The sequence below is a fragment of the Bilifractor sp. LCP21S3_A7 genome (assembly GCF_052118825.1).
Classification (GTDB): domain Bacteria; phylum Bacillota; class Clostridia; order Lachnospirales; family Lachnospiraceae; genus Bilifractor.
The window spans coordinates 1-18,659 of the sequence record NZ_JBQKGL010000012.1 but is presented as its reverse complement, the minus strand read 5'-3'; the positions used below and the strand labels follow the sequence as shown (position 1 = coordinate 18,659).

Sequence of the window (18,659 nt, the reverse complement as noted above, 5' to 3'; positions counted from 1 at the left end):
TATCCATCTGTTTTGACAGACGCAGATTTGTTCTGGTCTGCGGCAGATGGGTAAGATTAAATGAAGGCGGTATATAAGATGAACACAAAACAGCGTTCGGCATTTTCAAGCAAAATCGGCTTCGTGCTGGCGGCAGCGTCATCTGCAGTCGGTCTCGGAAATCTCTGGAGATTTCCGTATCTGGCCGCGAAATATGGCGGCGGTATTTTTCTGTTAACCTATGTGATCCTGGCTGTGACGTTCGGTTTTGCGCTCCTTCTGGCTGAAATCGCGATCGGTAGAAAAACCAGACAGAGCTCTATCGGAGCTTTCCGGAAGCTGGGACAAAAAAGCAACATCTGCGGAATCCTCGGCATGATTATTCCGATGATCATCACGCCGTACTACTGCACGATCGGCGGCTGGGTCACGAAATATTTTGCTGTATTTCTGACCGGTCAGAACATGGAAGCCGCGAACGACGGATTTTTCAGCAGCTACATCGGTACTACCGCGCAGCCGATCCTCTGGATGGCGGTTTTTCTGGGAATAACTGCTGTGGTTGTATTCCTCGGTGTTGACAAGGGAATCGAAAAGGCAAGCGTGATTCTGATGCCGGTTCTCCTGGCCCTGATCGTCATCATCGCGGTCTATGTGGTCACAAGACCGGACGCTGCGGCGGGTCTTCTCTATTACCTGAAGCCGGACGTATCCAGGCTCAGCGGAAAAATGATTCTCGGTGCGCTGGGACAGCTCTTTTACTCCCTGTCCATCGCCATGGGCATCATGGTGACGTACGGCTCGTATATGAAGAAGGAAGACAATCTCGAGACATCGGTATTTCAGATTGAATTCTTCGATTCTTTCGTGGCGATCCTCGCGGGTATGATCATTGTTCCGTCGGTATACATTTTTTCGGGCGGTGATGAATCCATGCTGAACGCCGGACCCGGTCTGATGTTTATCACACTGCCGAAGGTGTTTGACGCCTTCCCGGGTGGGAGAATTATCGGTCTGATGTTTTTTGCGCTCACACTTTTCGCGGCGCTTACCTCATCGATCTCCCTTCTGGAGGCGGTTGTTTCGAATATTATGGACCGCACGGGATGGAGACGAACGAAGACAACCGTCGTCATGACTGTATACTGCATGATCATCGGAACCGTCTGCTCTCTCGGATACGGCGCTTTTTCTTCCTTTAAGATCTTCGGTATGTCGATTCTGGATTTTCTGGATTTTGTGAGCAACAGCATCCTTATGCCTGTACTCGCGCTACTGACCTGCATTTTTGTGGGTTACATCATCAAGCCGCAGGCGGTGATCGAGGAGGTCGAGCAGAACAATGTGACCTTCCATCTGAAAAAGTTCTTTTATGTACTGATCCGGTATCTCTGTCCGATCGGGATTCTTGCCATTCTGGTCAGCTCGATTCTGTCATCGATAGGCGCCATGACGATCTGAATGATCTGTACGTGCTGAATCGGATGACTGAATTCGCAGACGGGCGCCATGATGATCTGAAAGATCTGTACGTGCGGAATCGTTACAAAAATATATTAGTAATTGCAGGAGGGATAGAAAAATGAAATATGATTATCTGATTGTCGGAACAGGTCTGTTCGGTGCTGTTTTTGCCCATGAGGCGACGAAGAGGGGATTTCACTGTCTGGCGATTGACAGAAGAGATCACATCGGCGGAAATATTTTCACGGAAGAGATCGAGGGAATCAACGTTCACAAATACGGCGCGCATATTTTTCACACTTCGGACAGGCGGATCTGGGAATATATCAGTCAGTTCGCCGAATTCAACAACTATATCAATTCCCCGATTGCCGTCTATAAGGATGAGCTCTACAACCTTCCGTTTAATATGAATACCTTCAGCCGGATGTGGAATATCCGCACGCCGCAGGAGGCAAAGGATAAAATCGCGGAGCAGATCGCGAGTCTGCACATCACCGAGCCGAAGAATCTGGAGGAGCAGGCGCTTTCTCTTGTTGGAACAGATGTCTATGAGAAGCTGGTGAAGGGCTACACGGAAAAGCAGTGGGGACGTCCCTGCACCGAGCTTCCCGCCTTCATCATCCGCCGGCTCCCGTGCCGCTTCACCTACAACAACAACTATTTCAACGACCGGTTCCAGGGCATCCCCATGGGAGGCTATACGCAGATCATCGAGAAGATGCTTGAGGGCAGTGATGTCATGACCGGAACTGATTATTTCGAATATCGTAAGAAGAATCCGGATATCGCGGCGAAGATCGTGTTCACCGGAATGATCGATGAATATTTTGATTACTGCTACGGACCGCTTCAGTACCGGAGTGTCCGCTTTGAGACAGAGATTCTGGACGAGGAGAATTACCAGGGCAATGCTGTGGTGAATTATACGGACCGGGATGTACCCTATACCAGAATTATTGAGCACAAGCATTTTGAATTCGGGACACAGCCGAAGACCGTCATCTCCCGTGAATACTCCTCCGAGTGGAAGGTAGGCATGGAGCCGTACTACCCGGTGAACAATGAGGAGAACAACAGTCTGTATCAGAAGTACCGGACACTGGCGGACAAGGAGACCGGCGTGATCTTCGGCGGCCGGCTGGGACAGTACAAATATTACGACATGGATAAGGTCATTGCCGCGGCTCTCGAGGCAGCCGGAAAGGAATTTGCGTAAAACGCAGATGAGGAATTTTGCAGAAATAAAGACAGGAATTGATTCATGAATGACTTATTGAGCAGTTTAAACGCCCCGCAGCGGGAGGCGGTCACAACGACGGAAGGGCCGCTTCTGATTCTGGCGGGTGCAGGCTCCGGAAAAACACGGACGCTGACCTGTCGGGTCGCGTACCTCATTTCCCAGAGACAGGTGAGTCCGTGGAATATCATGGCGATCACCTTCACGAACAAGGCGGCGGGAGAGATGCGGGAGCGCGTCGATCAGCTGGTGACGGCCGGATCCGAGAGCATCTGGATTTCCACCTTTCATTCTACCTGCTGCAGGATTTTGAGGAGATACATCAATCTTATCGGCTACGAGAATAACTTCACTATTTATGACACGGATGACAGCAGACAGGTCATGAAGGAGGTAATCCGCCTGCTGGAGCTGGATCCGAAGGTCTATAAGGAGAAGGCGATTCTTCGTCAGATTTCCTCGGCAAAAAACGAGATGATCGGACCGGAAGAATATGAGAAAAATGCGTCCGGATGGGTCGAAAAGCAGTATGCGAGATGCTATTATGCCTACCAGAAGCGGCTGAAGGAGAATAACGCGCTGGATTTTGATGATCTTCTGGTACTGACCGTCGAGCTGTTCCGCCGGGAGCCGGATGTCCTGTCCTATTATCAGGAAAAATTCCGGTACATCATGATCGACGAGTACCAGGATACCAATACCGTTCAGTTCCTTTTTGTGAAGCTTCTGGCCTCGCGGTACCGCAACCTCTGTGTAGTCGGTGACGATGACCAGTCCATCTATAAGTTCCGGGGAGCAAACATACGCAATATTCTCAACTTTGAAAAGGAATATCCCGGCGCGAAGGTAATCCGACTGGAGCAGAACTACCGGTCTACGCAGAACATCCTGAATGCGGCGAACGAAGTAATCGCTCACAACGTCGGCCGAAAGAAGAAAAAGCTCTGGACCGAGAACACAGAGGGATCAAAGATCCATTTTCGTGAGTTTGACGACGGATATCAGGAGGCAGAGTATATTGCCCGCGACATCAGCAGCAAATGCAGCCGGGATAGAATGGCGTATCATGATTTTGCGGTCCTGTACCGGACAAACGCAATGTCCCGTATCTTCGAGGAAAAATTTATCGCCCGGAATATCCCGTACAAAATTGTCGGTGCCATCAATTTCTATGCCCGCAGGGAGATCAAGGATCTGCTCTCTTATCTGAAGACGGTAGACAACGGCAGCGATGACCTCGCCGTCGAACGGATCATCAATATCCCGAAGCGGGGAATCGGGCAGACCTCCATCGGTAAGGTGGAGCAGTACGCGCAGGAGAAGAACATCGGCTTCTACGATGCTCTGCTGGAGGTGGACCGGATCCCAGGCATGTCACGTGCCGCGGGAAAGATCCGCGGATTCACAAATCTGATTGAAAAATACCGGAGCCTGAACGCGGACGGCTACACTGTCCGCGAAATCCTTGAGCTGATCATCTCGGAGACGGGTTATGTCGCGGAGCTGGAGGCGCAGGGAGACGATGAGGCAAAGGCCCGCATCGAGAACATCAATGAATTGATTTCCAAAACGGAGGATTACACAACATCAGCGGAGACACCCTCGCTATCGGATTTTCTGCAGCAGGTCTCACTCGTGGCAGACATCGACAGCGTAGAGGAGGACAGCGATTATGTGCTCCTGATGACGCTGCACAGCGCGAAGGGGCTGGAATTTGACAATGTCTACATGGCCGGAATGGAGGAAAATACCTTCCCGAGCTACCTTTCGATCAGTGAACATGACACGGAGGAAATGGAAGAGGAGCGCCGCCTGTGCTATGTAGGAATCACACGGGCCAGAAAGGATCTTACGATGACGGCGGTCCGCATGCGGATGGTGAGAGGCGAGCCGCAGTTCCTGAAGGCATCGCGATTCGTGAGGGAAATCCCGCGGGAATATATCGAGCTGGAGCGGGAGACGACAGACACCCGGAATTTTCTGAATCCTCCGAAGCTGTCCTTTGATGATATCATGGGCATGGGCAGACAGGAAAGCGGATATGGCACGTCGGGCGGAGTATCCGGAAGTGGATACGGCTCATCCGGGGCAGAGAAAAACCGGTTCGGTGTGTCCGGCTACGGCAGCTCCGGTTATGGCAGCTCCGGATACCGGAATCCGTCCGTATCCCGTCCGGGCGAAAAGAACGCGAAGGGACGGTTCCGCCTGGAAGAATTCCGGGTATCAAAGCCGGATCATCTGGATTATAAGACCGGAGACACGGTCAGACATGTGAAGTTCGGAATCGGAACAGTGAAAGAGATCAAGGACGGACCGAGAGACTACGAGGTGACGGTCGATTTTGAAAACTTCGGCATCAAGAGGATGTTTGCATCCTTCGCCAAATTGAAGAAAGTAAAGGCGGATATCTGATATCCGCCTTTGTCATTTCTGGATTTATGGAATTCATGGAACCCGATCACGTAGAAAATTTATTCTGAATAGAATTTAATACCAGACAGGATTCAAACCCGGCTGATAGGGAACCGGGCTGATGCCGGCTGCCTGAGACCGGTTACCTCCCGGAGGTGGCAAAGCCGTCAGCCTCTGTCTGTGGTACCGCAGCTTCTGCCGGCTGGTAAATCAGACGATAGAGAATAATGCTCATGAAAATTCCTCCGGCGACATCGTATACGGAGTGCTGTTTCAGAAATACCGTGGAGAGAATGATCAGAAATGCCAGCGTAAAGGTTCCGATCCGGAGGCCCTTGTAATTCTTCAGCATCTTGCAGTTATTGACTGCCAGGGCAGCGGAGAGGGAATTGTATACGTGGATACTCGGAAAAACATTGGTGGGAGTATCCATCTGATATAGCCTGGCGACCATCCGGCTGAAGATGTTGTGATTCGGAAGCGCTGCGGGACGGATATCCAGCCCGTTCGGATAGATCGCGGAGACGATCAGGAAAATGGTCATCCCTGAGAAAAGATAAAGGAGGAAGCGGTTATATTCCGTTACATCCCGGTTGATTGCGGTGAAAAATCCGAACACAAGGAACATGAATACAAACCAGGAAAAATAGAACACAATAAAATATTCAATAAAAGGAATATACCGGTCGAGCGGGCAGTAGATCAGATGATAGCTTCCCGGATTCCGGATGGCTTTCTCAAGATAACGAAATACAAGAGAATAGAAGACCGCATAGGCGGGAAGAATCCAGAACTGCTTTCTAGATCGGAAAAACGCCGCTACAGATGTCAGCATAAAAAATCCTCCTTAATCATCATTCAGGGAATGAATCCCGGTTCTTCATTCATTGATTTTACGCTCAATTTTAACATACAATTTCAGCCGGCAGAAATTTTTCAAAAATGATTCCGTCATAGGCATGTCTGCATTTCCGGAATTCCTCGGAAGTCCTCACCGTCCAGGCAAAAACAGGAATCCGGAACAGGTTCTGATTCAGATAAAAACCAAAGGCATCAGACGTGCGGAAGTTATAAGCGACAAAGTCAGGCCTGCTGAGCGCATTAACCAGAAGCGACGAGGAAAGAAGGGCGATCAGCGGATTCAGCCTGTCTTTTGCCGTGTATTTACCGGAAAGCTGTCCGACAATCGCGTCAGGATCCAGCTGCTTGTATTTCCTTAGACCAAGCGGATTGAAGGATTCAATCAGGCAGGAACCCTGATAATCCTTGAGAAGATCATACACATAGCGGCAGATCTCCGTGCTGACCGAAGGAAGCTTCAGCTCTATCAGAAGCGGGACCCTTCCATTTACCAGGCGCAGGACATCTTCCAACAGCGGCATATGATGCTCCGTGAAGGAAAGAGAAAGCTTCATGAGATCCTCCGCATTCATCCGTTCACAGGTTCCCCGGACATGACAGACACGCATCAGACTGTCGTCGTGAAAAACGACGAGTTTCTTGTCTTTCGTCAGATGCACGTCAAGCTCAATCGCGTATCCCTGGTCAGCCGCCCGCGCAAATGCGGGGAGCGAATTCTCCGGTATGTTCTGTGTCATATCCCACAGACCGCGGTGGGCAAAATCCCATCTTGCCAGATCCAGCGTTTTCTGTTTTCTCTTTCCATCGATTCTCGGATGAATACCCCAAAGATAGAACAGAAACAATCCAACCACTATGCCGAGTGCAAGCAGAACTGCATGTATTACCATATTCCAACTCCAAAATCTGTACTTTTCAACGTCATGTATTTCAACGATTTCAAGGTCACGTATCTCAATGTCACGTATTCAACGATTTCAAGGTCACGTATTTGAATGTCACGTATCAGGACTCTGATTGACAAGCTATATTTTGCTTCGAAAGACCCGTTCTGTAAAGATGAAATCATAAAATTTTATTAAGTTTTAACGTGTTGATGAGAAGAAGATGAATTTTTTATGAAAAAAAATGGCCTGCAGATCGCCTGTTTTTGATTTTACTTGTCGGGAAAACTGTGTTATTCTGTATCTGAATATGCGGGTCGGCCTTCAGGTACGGGAAAATCCGGCTTTATGAAGACCTTCCATACAGATGCCGTAACAGTCTATACTTTCAGAAATAGGAAAGGACAGCAAGAATGAGCCAGGTAAGACGTGTATATGTTGAGAAGAAACCGGAGTTTGCCGGTCAGGCAAAGGAATTAAGCCACGAGATCCGTCATTATATGGGCGTTTCCGGTGTGAACGATGTCAGAATCCTTATCCGGTATGATGTCGAGAACATCAGCGACGAGGTATTCGAGAAGGCATGCCATGTCGTATTTGCCGAGCCGCCGGTTGATACTCTGTACAAGGAGGATTTTCCGAAGGCGGAGAACGCACATGTATTCTCCGTGGAATACCTCCCAGGCCAGTTTGACCAGAGAGCCGATTCCGCCGTGCAATGTGTACAGTTCCTGAAGGGCGATGAACAGCCGATTATCCGCACTGCCACCACCTATGTCATTGACGGAGATGTGAGCGACAAGGACATGGAGGTGATCAAGGGACACTGCATCAATCCGGTTGATTCCCGTGAAAGTGCCGCCGAGAAGCCGGAGACCCTCGTGATGAGCTTTGAAGAGCCGGCAGACGTGAAGGTATTTGACGGATTTATCGAGATGGACGAGAACGCGCTGCAGGATCTCTATCAGTCCCTCAACCTGGCTATGACCTTTAAGGATTTCAAATTCATTCAGGATTATTTCGCAAACGATGAGAAGAGAAACCCGACCGTTACCGAGATTCGCGTGCTGGATACCTACTGGTCCGATCATTGCCGTCACACCACATTCTCGACCGAGCTGAAAAACATCGCGTTCGGTGACGGTGATTACAGGGCTCCGATTGAGGACAGCTACAACCGGTATCGTCATGATTTTGACGTCCTTTATAAAGGAAGAAACGGAAAATATATCTGCCTGATGGATCTGGCATGTCTGGCGGCAAAGAAGCTGAAGGCGGATGGAAAGCTGACCGATCAGGAGGAATCAGATGAGATCAATGCCTGCAGTATCATCGTTCCGGTCGATGTAGACGGAAAGTATGAGGAGTGGCTCATCAACTTCAAGAACGAGACGCACAACCATCCGACAGAGATTGAACCCTTCGGCGGCGCTGCGACCTGTCTGGGCGGCGCGATCCGCGATCCGCTTTCCGGAAGAACCTATGTGTATCAGGCGATGCGCGTCACTGGAGCAGCGGACCCAACCGTTCCGGTTTCTGAAACCATGAAGGGCAAACTTCCGCAGAAAACGCTGACGAGACAGGCTGCGCACGGCTACAGCTCCTACGGAAACCAGATTGGTCTTGCAACGGGATATGTCAAGGAAATCTACCACCCGAATTACGTGGCGAAGCGTATGGAGATCGGCGCGGTGATGGGCGCGGCTCCGAGAAGAGCGGTGCAGAGACTGAATTCGGACCCGGGCGACATCATCATTCTGCTCGGAGGCAGAACCGGCCGTGACGGAATCGGCGGAGCGACGGGATCCTCCAAGATTCATACCACACAGTCCCTTGAGACCTGCGGCGCAGAGGTCCAGAAAGGTAATGCGCCGACAGAGCGGAAGCTGCAGAGAATGTTCCGCCGCCCGGAGGTCAGTCACATCATCAAGAAGTGCAACGACTTTGGCGCAGGCGGTGTTTCCGTTGCCATCGGTGAACTTGCTCCCGGACTCCGGATCGACCTGGATAAGGTTCCGAAGAAGTATGCGGGTCTTGACGGCACAGAGCTGGCAATCTCCGAATCCCAGGAGCGGATGGCAGTGGTAGTATCTCCGAAGGATGCGGATCAGTTCCTGAAGTACGCACACGAAGAGAATCTCGAGGCGGTTAAGGTCGCTGTCGTTACGGAAGAGCCGCGCCTTGTGATGAACTGGAGAGGCAAGACCATCACGGATCTGTCCCGCGCCTTCCTGGATACCAACGGCGCGCATCAGGAGACCGATGTAAAGGTCGATATTCCGAATAAAGCAGACAGCGTTCTTAAGAGAAGCGGAGATATTTATGACGTAAAGGTAAAATGGCTGGATTCTCTCAAGGATCTGAATGCATGCTCTCAGAAGGGGCTGGTTGAGATGTTCGATTCCTCGATCGGCGCCGCGAGCGTTCTGATGCCTTACGGAGGAAAATATCAGCTGACCGAGACGCAGAGCATGATCGCCAAGGTTCCTGTTCCGGATCTGAAGACCAATACCGTCACCATGATGGCCTATGGCTTCGATCCCTATGTGTCAAGCTGGAGCCCGTATCACGGAGCGGTCTACGCTGTGACACAGTCCATCGCGAAAATTGTCGCGGCAGGCGGCGATTTCCACAAGATTCATTTCACCTTCCAGGAATACTTCCGCAGAATGACAGAAGATCCGGAGCGGTGGAGCCAGCCGTTCGCGGCTCTTCTCGGCGCGTATGAGGCGCAGATCGAGTACGGTCTTGCTTCCATCGGCGGCAAGGACAGCATGTCCGGTACCTTCAATGACATCGATGTTCCGCCGACGCTTGTGTCCTTCGCGGTAGATGTCGCGGAACTGAAGGATGTGATCACACCGGAACTGAAGACCCCGGGAGACAAACTGGTCTGGATCCGCATACCGAAGAATCAGTACGAGCTGCCGGTCTATGATCAGGTTATGGATCTGTACAGCAGGGTACATGAAGACACAGAGGCAGGACGGGTCAAGGCTGCCTACGTTGTCGAGAGAAGCGGAATTGCTGTCGCGGTAAGCAAGATGGCCTTTGGCAATAAGCTCGGCGTTACCATTGATCACAGTGTGGATGCGAGAGACCTCTTCAGCCCGTATCTCGGAGACCTTATTCTTGAGGTACCTTCCGATCAGGTCGGTAAGCTTGCTTCTTCTTACACGGTTATCGGTGAGGTAAATGGCGACGGAGTATTCCGTTACAGCAATACCTCTATTTCCATGGACGATGCTCTGAACGCGTGGAACGGGACATTGAGCGGCGTGTTCAAGACCGTTTCCGGCGTTCCCGCAAAGGATACCGGCGTTGAGGACAAGGGATTATTCAAAGCAGACAGCATCTATGTGTGCGGCCACAAGCTCGCGCAGCCGACCGTATTCATCCCTGTATTCCCGGGAACCAACTGCGAGTACGACAGCGCGAGAGTCTTCGAGGCGGCCGGAGCCAGAACCATCACAAAGGTATTCCGCAATCTGAGCGCAACAGATATCGTGGATTCTGTGGAGGAGTTCCGCAAGGCGATTGAACAGTCCCAGATCATCATGTTCCCGGGCGGTTTCTCTGCCGGAGATGAGCCGGATGGCTCTGCCAAGTTCTTCGCGACTGCTTTCCAGAACGCAAGCATAAAGGAAGCGGTAAATGACCTCCTGCAGAAGAGAGACGGACTTGCTCTGGGCATCTGCAACGGCTTCCAGGCACTGATCAAGCTCGGTCTTGTACCGAACGGCGAGATTACGGGTCAGAAGGAGGACTCGCCGACTCTGACCTTCAACACCATTCATAGGCATATTTCCAAGATGGCATATGTCAAGGTTGTGTCCGATAAATCCCCATGGCTTGCCGGAACTGAGCTGGGAGGCATTTACACGATGCCCGCTTCTCACGGAGAAGGAAGATTTGCGGCGAACTCCGAGTGGATACGCAGACTTCAGGAGAACGGTCAGATTGCCACCAGATACTGTGATCTCGATGGGAACTTCACCGATGATGAATACTGGAACATCAACGGCTCCTACTTCAACATTGAGGGAATCACCAGCCCGGACGGACGCGTATACGGCAAGATGTGCCATGCGGAACGCCGCGGAGACGGGGTATCCGTCAACATCTACGGTGAAAAAGACATGAAGCTTTTTGAATCCGGTGTAAATTACTTCAGATAATACACTTTGGAATTTTCGAATTTCATCAGATGGTTTCAGGTTTGAAATTTCATCAGGTGATTTCGGATCAGAGGCTTCCGGTTCGGAAGCCTCTTTGTTTACGCGAACAGTGAGCCGCAGCCGAATGCGAAGTATTCGTGTGCGGCGAGCGTCGCGATAGCGAGATAAAACTCGCGCAGCGTGTTTTATCTCGTTTGACATACGGCAATGCTTTTCTATACTACATATAAACGATTGATTTGGAGGAAATAACGAATGGACAGTGGTCCCTGGATATGGTACGTTATCCTGACGATCCTGATGATTGCGCTTTCGGCAGTATTTACCGCCTGTGAGACAGCCGTACTTGCGCTGACAGACACACAGATTGATGAATTGAAGGAAGAAGAAAATACGGCGGTTCCCTATCTTCAGAAACTAAAGGGAAATTCCGGAAGATTTCTTACCTCGATTCATACACTGCATATGCTCTGCACCGTAGGGAGTTCGTCTGCGCTCACTGCAGTCTGCTTAGATGCGATCTGCGGGGCACTGGGAATAGACGGGGGCAATGAAGCTGCCCGGGCAGCCGTCACAGTGATCTGTGTTCTGGTGTTCACTGCCATTCTGATGATTCTGACAAATATTCTTCCCAAGGCATTTGCCGGAAGAAAAACGGCCAGGACCGCGTGTGATCTGGCCGGATGGTATCGCTTCTTCGGCGTGATTTTTTTCCCGCTAACGGAAATCATCTCAGGCATCTCAAACGGAATCCTCAGGCTCAACGGGATCGATCCGGCGAGCCTGAGAATGAACGTGACGGAGGACGAAATCAAGATGATGGTAGACCGGGGAACCATGCACGGCAACATCAATTCGGACGAGCAGGAGATGATCCGCAATGTCTTCGAGTTCGATGACATCTCTGTCGATGAGATCTGCACACACAGGAAGGATGTCGCCTGCCTGTACGAGGAGGATCCGCTCGAGGAGTGGGAGAAAACCATTCACGAGAGCCGTCACGACCAGTTCCCGGTTGTACGGGAAACTCCGGACAATGTACTTGGCGTTCTGGATGCGAAGGATTATTTCCGCCTTCGCGGCGCAGCACAGGAGGAGATTATGGCCCGCGCGGTCGATCCTGCCTATTTCGTACCCGGTTCTGTCAAGGCGGATGTTATGTTTCAGCACATGAAGACCACAGGCAATTACTTCGCTATCGTTCTGGACGAATATGGCGGAATGGACGGCGTGATCACCATGAAAGATCTGCTCGAGGTTCTGGTAGGGGATCTTACGGAAGACGACGAGACGGATGAACCGGACGACATCATCAAGATTTCTCCGACAACCTGGCGAATTCAGGGAGGCGCATCCCTCGATGAGGTGAATCAGGCCCTTGGCAGAAATCTTCCCGACGAGGACTATGACACCTTCGGAGGCTATATTCTTGGCCGCCTCGGATACGTCCCGGAGGACGGAAGCCATTTCGAGCTGGATACGGACGCCATGCATATCCGCGTGTACCGTATCCTGGATCACCGGATCGAGAACACCCTCGTAACGCTGCTGCCGGAACGGATGGAAGACACCGGGGATGCTTCCGGAGTGGAAGAAAAAATTCCACAGACAAAGCAGAAATGAGAAGGCTTCAGACAGGACTTCCGGGCAAAGCGGAAACGAGAACGAGAAGTTCCCAGACTTGAAATTCTCTGCGGATTCATCTATACTGTTTTAGAATGCTTGCGGCATCCTATCGTTTGGGGCGGATCCGAAGACAGCCGCGCAGCATTTAGAAAACAGAAGGATGGTATTTTGAAATGGCCTTATTACAGGATTGGCAGGCAATTGCCTACAATAGAGAGACAAATAAGAATGAACTTCAGAAGTTCTGGCAGGATTATTTCCTCGTTGAGAAGGGAATATATGAGAAGCTTCTGACGAACCCGAATGAGGTAGTAAAGGGTACGGTCAAGGAGCTTGCGGATAGATACAAGATCGACGTTATGACGATGACCGGATTTCTGGACGGAATCAACGACTCTCTGAAGGTGCCGAATCCGATTGAAACCATGACAGAGGATACCGAGGTGAACCTCGGCTTCGACAAGGAGAAGCTCTACAAGAATATGGTTGACGCAAAGGCAGACTGGTTATACAACCTGCCGGAGTGGGATCTGATTTTTTCCGCGGAAAAGAAGAAAGCTCTCTATCTCGAACAGAAGAAGTCCGGCACTATTGTGAAGCCGAAGAAAATCGGCCGGAACGATCCCTGCCCTTGCGGAAGCGGCAAGAAATACAAGTACTGTCACGGCAGAAATAAATAATCCGAAATGATCAGCCCGGGAACAAGCATCCCCGGGCTTTTTTAAATCAAGTTTGGAAAACCTGATGAGTAAAGAAGAGAAAAAGAGATAACAATATGAAAAATCAGTTTACATCTAATGCGCGCACAGCTCTTTCCCTCGCGAAGAAAATGGCGGCGGACAACAGTCAGTCCTACATTGGAACCGAACATATCCTTTTCGGGCTTGTCAGGACGAAGAACTGCACTGCGGCGGCTGTGCTCAAAAGTTTTGGAGTGACAGAAGAGATTCTGAACAAATTCATCAGCTCCATGATCGTGCCGGCGGCAGACTCGCCGGTGTGCTACAAACCGGAATTTACGGTAAAAGCACAGAAGATACTCGATGAGGCAGTCCGGATTGCCGGCAAAGAGGGTCACAGGCTGGCCGGGACCACACATATCATGATGGCGATCCTTAGGGATTCTGATTCCGTCGCCTACAAGCTGCTTCATTCCACGGAAATTGTGAATATGCAGAAGCTCTATCTGGCTCTGATGAAAACCGCCGGGCTGACGGAGGAACAGATGCAGAGCGAAGTCGACGATATCCGTTCCGAATCCGGTGAGCAGAGCGGCAAAACACCGACGCTGGATCGCTACAGCAGAGATCTTACGGTCATGGCGCGTGAGCGCCTGCTGGATCCTGTGATTGGAAGAGAGCGGGAAATCACCCGCGTCATCGAGATCCTCAGCCGCAGGAAAAAGAACAACCCGTGCCTGATTGGTGAGCCGGGGGTGGGAAAAACCGCAATTGTAGAGGGACTTGCCCAGCGAATCGCAGAGGGAAATGTACCGGATGTCATGGCGGACAAACGCCTGGTCACACTGGACCTTTCTTCCATGGTTGCAGGTTCCAAGTACAGAGGTGAATTTGAGGAACGGATCAAGAAGGTGATCGGAGAAGTAACCGCGGACCGGAATGTTCTTCTCTTTATCGATGAAATCCATACGATTATTGGCGCGGGAGGGGCAGAAGGAGCTCTGGACGCATCGAATATTTTGAAACCGTCCCTTGCAAGGGGAGAGATCCAGCTGATTGGCGCGACTACAACGGAGGAATACCGCAAGCGCATTGAAAAAGATGCCGCGCTGGAACGAAGATTTCAGCCTGTTACGGTGGATGAGCCATCTCCGGAGCAGACACTTCAGATCCTTCGGGAAATCCGTCCGCTTTATGAAGAACATCACGGCGTAAAGATACAGGACGAGGCACTGGAAGCGGCCGTGCGCCTCAGCACCCGTTATATCAATGACCGTTTTCAGCCGGACAAGGCCATCGATCTTATCGATGAGGCATCCTCGAGCGTCCAGCTGGGGGACTTCAGACGGGCGGCAGAAACTGCCGACAGCAGAACAGGCTCCGCGAATGAACCGGGGACTGCGTCAGACGAAGCCGGGGCCGGGGTCGGGTCAGAGTCTGTGGACGAACTCGAGCAGAGCGTACAAAAGCTCACCCGGAACACTGCAGATCGCGCGTCTGTGGAAGACCGCATCCTTGAGATGCGTCGGATCAAGGAAGATTTTATCCGGAAAAACGATTTTGCAAGCGCCTCCCGGGTTCAGAAACTGCAGAATACACTGGAGAGCTGTCTGGAAAAAAGTGAGAAGAAGAGCTCCGGAAGAAGAAAACAGGTAACCGCGGAGGATGTCGCAAAAACGGTATCCATGTGGACAAGAATTCCGGTTTCAAAAATCGCGGAATCGGAATCCAGAAAACTGGCGAGACTCGAGAGTATTCTGCATAAACGTGTCATCGGTCAGGATGAGGCAGTGTCTGCCGTTTCGCGGGCAATCCGCAGAGGCCGGGTCGGCCTGAAGGATCCGAATCGCCCGATCGGCTCGTTCCTGTTCCTGGGTCCGACCGGTGTCGGCAAGACGGAACTGTCCAAGGCGTTGGCGGAAGCAATCTTCGGAAGTGAGGACGCCATGATCCGTGTGGATATGTCTGAGTACATGGAAAAGCACAGCGTATCCAAGCTGATCGGGTCACCGCCCGGTTATGTCGGGTACGATGAGGGCGGACAACTCTCTGAAAAAGTGCGCCGTCACCCGTACAGTGTCATCCTCTTCGATGAGATCGAAAAAGCACATCCGGATGTCTTTAACATCCTGCTTCAGGTGTTGGACGACGGACACATCACCGACGCGCAGGGAAGAAATGTGAGCTTCAAGGAGACCATTATCATTATGACCTCGAATGCCGGCGCAAACCGGATTGTGCAGCCGAAGCATCTTGGATTTTTATCAGAGGACAACGAAGAACGGAATTACAGCGATATGAAGGATCAGGTCATGGATGAGATCCGTCAGATGTTCCGCCCGGAGTTTCTGAACCGTATCGACGAGATTCTGGTGTTCCACTCCCTCGGCAAGAAGGAGATGCATCGGATCGTCGATATTCTCCTGGGAGATCTGATCCGGCGCTGCAGCGACCAGATGAACATTCGTCTGACTGTCACCGCGTCGGGAAAGGATAGCCTCATCGAGAAAAGCTATAACAACAAATACGGAGCAAGACCGCTAAGACGCGCCATCCAGACCAGGATCGAGGATCCACTCGCGGAAGAGATTCTAAAAGGCTCAATCCGGAGCGGAGACCATGTCTCGGTGAGCTGCCGGGATGACAAGATTATCTTCCGGACACAGAAAAAATGAGTGCCGAAGGGCAGCGAACTGTCGGTACATCACAATTTCACAATCCTGCCTGTTGAGAAAAAAACACGAATATCGTATAATATTTGCAAAGATTAAATGGCGGGCACGTCATCCGCGTGAGAAGTGAAGACGGACCGCCGAACGTATCTGCCAGTCAGATACACGAATATTCATCAAAAGCAGAAGGAGTATAAAAAAATGGCTGTCGTTAAGGAACTGCTTCGCGCAGAAAATGACGGAACACTGAGCTTTGGCAATTATGAGCTGGACGCAAAGAAAAAGCTGGGAGATTTCGAATTCAAGGGAAATCTTTACAAAGTAAAAACCTACCGTGAAATCACAAAACTGGAATGCAACGAGACCTTCGTATACGAATCGGTTCCCGGCACTGCAGTAAGGAATCTCAGAATCACGGATCAGGAGATCTCCTTCTCTGTGGAAGGACCGGAAGACGCAGAAATCACGGTGGGCGCCGCTGAGAATACAGAATATCAGGTTCTTCTCGACGATGTGAATGTGGGACACATGACCACGAATATGGGCGGAAAGCTCTCCTTCAGTGTTGAACTCAGCGAAGGAAAATCTGTAAGCGTAAAGATTGTGAAAGTCTGAACCTGCCTGAGCGTAAAGATTGAGTGAAAGTCCGAACCGACTCGAAGTAAAGCGGAATTGATATGAACTAAAACCAGGCTCCGGAGTATTCCGGAGCCTTTTTCAGGAGATTTTACATGAGCAAAGACAAAAAGAGTGCCTATTTCTGCCAGAACTGCGGATATGAATCCGCAAAATGGATGGGTCAGTGTCCTTCCTGCCACCAGTGGAACACGTTTGTGGAAGAACTCGTTTCGACAAAAAAATCCGGTACGAGAAGCACCGGGCTGTCATCTGCAGGAAATAGCGGGCGCTTGAAACCGAAATCACTCTCGGAGATTGATGTCTCATCCGGGCAGAGGACCCGGACAGACATTGGTGAGATGGACCGCGTACTTGGCGGGGGTATCGTGAAAGGGTCGCTGATACTGATCGGGGGCGACCCGGGTATTGGAAAATCAACTCTGCTCCTTCAGGTCTGTCAGCATCTCACCGCAAAGGGCGTCCGGGTGCTCTATGTGTCAGGAGAAGAGTCCCTGCAGCAGATCAAACTGAGATCTATGCGCATCGGAAGCTTCAGCGACAATCTGAAGCTGCTATGCGAAACAAATCTGACTGATATCGAGGGAGTCATCGAGCATGAAAAGCCGGACATGGTAGTCATTGACTCCATTCAGACGATGTTCAACGAAGACATTCAGTCATCGCCCGGGAATGTCTCTCAGGTCAGGGAATCGACTGGGGTGCTGCTCCGCATTGCGAAGACCATGCTGATTCCGATTTTTATCGTCGGTCACATGACGAAGGAAGGAAATGTTGCCGGACCCAGAGTTCTGGAGCACATGGTAGACACCGTGCTCTATTTTGAAGGAGATAGAAGTCAGTCTTATCGGATCCTCCGCGCGGCAAAGAACCGTTTCGGCTCGACAAACGAAATCGGCGTATTTGAGATGCGCGCAGAGGGGCTCAAAGAGGTGGCGAACCCTTCGCAGTACATGCTGGACGGCAGACCGACTGACGCGTCCGGCTCTGTCGTCGCCTGTTCAATGGAAGGTACCCGCCCCATCATGATTGAGATTCAGGCTCTGGTGTGCCGCAGTAATTTCGGATTTCCGAGACGAACCGCAAACGGAACAGATTATAATCGCGTAAATCTCCTTATGGCCGTCCTGGAAAAAAGAGTACACATCAATCTGTCACAAAGCGATGCCTATGTGAATATCACCGGCGGAGTGAAAATGACAGAACCTGCTGTAGATCTGGGCATTCTTCTCGCGATCGCGTCGAGCGCAAGAGATGTTGCCATCCCCGCAGACACGGTAGTCTTCGGCGAAGTCGGCCTCTCCGGAGAAATCCGTTCTGTGGCAATGGCTGAACAAAGAGTCCGTGAAGCCCAGAAGCTTGGATTTCGGACAGTCATTCTTCCAAAATCCTGTATGCGCGCTCTGTCGGGAATCCGGGAAAGCTCACCGATCAATCTGATACCGGTATCCAACATCGGGGAAGCAATCGGGTACCTGAATGCGCTGAAAAAAGCATGATAATATTCTATGAGATCCTTGATTTGCGTCGCCAGGCTGTCTTGCGAAGGACGATGATTTTAAAAATACGCAAAAGCAGGATTCCATCCTTAGATGCGGAGTGTTTCGGAAGGGTTAAATTCCACCCAGAGATGGAATTTAGTTTTGCAATTGAGAAGAGGCTAAAAAAGTGAAAAAAGTTGTTGACACACACCTGCAATGATGATATAGTATTTATCGTTGCAGCGATGCAACAAACAAATTCAACCAAAATTAATTGAGTTGAAAAGATTTCAACACATTTGACTTTGTTGAGTGAACATTGACAACTGAACAGTAAAACACATCCTCGAAAATTCAAATGAAGTTTTATAAAATTTTTGTTTGAACGATCGAAAGTATTCAACGGGTTATCGAACTGTTCGCAGGGAGATAACGAATTGATTACGATCCTTTAAAACAGTAAAAAGGGATGAATTAGCCAAGTGTTAATTCTGAACGAATCAATCTTTTTTATGAGAGTTTGATCCTGGCTCAGGATGAACGCTG

Annotated in this window: 11 protein-coding genes; 9 read left to right on the top strand and 2 right to left on the bottom strand. The window is 50.6% G+C overall.

The window, feature by feature from the left end; genetic code table 11:
* Positions 1–78 precede the first annotated feature (78 nt).
* The 3 genes from ACTQ1O_RS11115 to pcrA all read left to right on the top strand — a co-directional run bounded on the left by ACTQ1O_RS11115 (position 79) and on the right by pcrA (position 5,095).
* Complete coding sequence (locus tag ACTQ1O_RS11115) at positions 79–1,440, top strand: sodium-dependent transporter (RefSeq protein ID WP_441487307.1); 1,362 nt, start codon at positions 79–81, stop codon at positions 1,438–1,440.
* Between the two features lie 121 nt (positions 1,441–1,561).
* On the top strand, positions 1,562–2,662 hold the full coding sequence (gene glf, locus ACTQ1O_RS11110; RefSeq protein ID WP_441487306.1) for a UDP-galactopyranose mutase: 1,101 nt from the start codon (positions 1,562–1,564) through the stop codon (positions 2,660–2,662).
* A 45-nt stretch (positions 2,663–2,707) separates the two neighbouring features.
* The gene (pcrA, locus tag ACTQ1O_RS11105; RefSeq protein ID WP_441487305.1) at positions 2,708–5,095 is read left to right on the top strand and encodes a DNA helicase PcrA; all 2,388 of its coding nucleotides are present in this window, start codon (positions 2,708–2,710) and stop codon (positions 5,093–5,095) included.
* A 142-nt stretch (positions 5,096–5,237) separates the two neighbouring features.
* Here the strand turns inward: pcrA and ACTQ1O_RS11100 are convergent, their stop codons facing one another.
* Positions 5,238–5,930, bottom strand: coding sequence for a phosphatase PAP2 family protein (locus tag ACTQ1O_RS11100; protein WP_441487304.1), 693 nt, complete (start codon positions 5,928–5,930; stop codon positions 5,238–5,240).
* 70 nt (positions 5,931–6,000) lie between these two features.
* On the bottom strand, positions 6,001–6,846 hold the full coding sequence (locus ACTQ1O_RS11095) for a glycerophosphodiester phosphodiesterase family protein (RefSeq protein ID WP_441487303.1): 846 nt from the start codon (positions 6,844–6,846) through the stop codon (positions 6,001–6,003).
* A 407-nt stretch (positions 6,847–7,253) separates the two neighbouring features.
* Here ACTQ1O_RS11095 and ACTQ1O_RS11090 point away from each other — a divergent pair, with 407 nt between their 5' ends.
* From ACTQ1O_RS11090 to radA, 6 genes are all read left to right on the top strand, one after another.
* Positions 7,254–11,018 carry a phosphoribosylformylglycinamidine synthase gene (locus tag ACTQ1O_RS11090; protein ID WP_441487302.1) on the top strand — a complete coding sequence of 1,255 codons (3,765 nt, stop codon included), beginning with the start codon at positions 7,254–7,256 and terminating at the stop codon, positions 11,016–11,018.
* A gap of 255 nt (positions 11,019–11,273) precedes the next feature.
* The gene (locus ACTQ1O_RS11085; protein ID WP_441487301.1) at positions 11,274–12,641 is read left to right on the top strand and encodes a hemolysin family protein; all 1,368 of its coding nucleotides are present in this window, start codon (positions 11,274–11,276) and stop codon (positions 12,639–12,641) included.
* Between the two features lie 176 nt (positions 12,642–12,817).
* Positions 12,818–13,324: an SEC-C metal-binding domain-containing protein gene (locus tag ACTQ1O_RS11080; RefSeq protein ID WP_441487300.1), complete on the top strand. Its 507-nt coding sequence runs from the start codon at positions 12,818–12,820 to the stop codon at positions 13,322–13,324.
* Positions 13,325–13,419: 95 nt separating this feature from the next.
* Complete coding sequence (locus ACTQ1O_RS11075) at positions 13,420–15,999, top strand: ATP-dependent Clp protease ATP-binding subunit (protein ID WP_441487299.1); 2,580 nt, start codon at positions 13,420–13,422, stop codon at positions 15,997–15,999.
* 198 nt (positions 16,000–16,197) lie between these two features.
* Entirely contained in the window at positions 16,198–16,611 is a 414-nt protein-coding gene (locus ACTQ1O_RS11070; protein WP_441487298.1) for an endosialidase, read from the top strand.
* Between the two features lie 116 nt (positions 16,612–16,727).
* Complete coding sequence (radA, locus tag ACTQ1O_RS11065) at positions 16,728–18,131, top strand: DNA repair protein RadA (RefSeq protein WP_441476186.1); 1,404 nt, start codon at positions 16,728–16,730, stop codon at positions 18,129–18,131.
* Positions 18,132–18,659: the final 528 nt, after the last annotated feature.

What these genes read in the sequence shown, in the direction of transcription:
- pcrA (WP_441487305.1), top strand. Translation starts at nt 2,708, where the DNA reads ATGAATGACTTATTGAGCAGTTTAAACGCCCCGCAGCGGGAGGCGGTC.
- ACTQ1O_RS11095 (WP_441487303.1), bottom strand. Translation starts at nt 6,846, where the DNA reads ATGGTAATACATGCAGTTCTGCTTGCACTCGGCATAGTGGTTGGATTG.
- ACTQ1O_RS11100 (WP_441487304.1), bottom strand. Translation starts at nt 5,930, where the DNA reads ATGCTGACATCTGTAGCGGCGTTTTTCCGATCTAGAAAGCAGTTCTGG.
- ACTQ1O_RS11070 (WP_441487298.1), top strand. Translation starts at nt 16,198, where the DNA reads ATGGCTGTCGTTAAGGAACTGCTTCGCGCAGAAAATGACGGAACACTG.
- radA (WP_441476186.1), top strand. Translation starts at nt 16,728, where the DNA reads ATGAGCAAAGACAAAAAGAGTGCCTATTTCTGCCAGAACTGCGGATAT.
- ACTQ1O_RS11115 (WP_441487307.1), top strand. Translation starts at nt 79, where the DNA reads ATGAACACAAAACAGCGTTCGGCATTTTCAAGCAAAATCGGCTTCGTG.
- ACTQ1O_RS11075 (WP_441487299.1), top strand. Translation starts at nt 13,420, where the DNA reads ATGAAAAATCAGTTTACATCTAATGCGCGCACAGCTCTTTCCCTCGCG.
- ACTQ1O_RS11090 (WP_441487302.1), top strand. Translation starts at nt 7,254, where the DNA reads ATGAGCCAGGTAAGACGTGTATATGTTGAGAAGAAACCGGAGTTTGCC.
- ACTQ1O_RS11080 (WP_441487300.1), top strand. Translation starts at nt 12,818, where the DNA reads ATGGCCTTATTACAGGATTGGCAGGCAATTGCCTACAATAGAGAGACA.
- ACTQ1O_RS11085 (WP_441487301.1), top strand. Translation starts at nt 11,274, where the DNA reads ATGGACAGTGGTCCCTGGATATGGTACGTTATCCTGACGATCCTGATG.
- glf (WP_441487306.1), top strand. Translation starts at nt 1,562, where the DNA reads ATGAAATATGATTATCTGATTGTCGGAACAGGTCTGTTCGGTGCTGTT.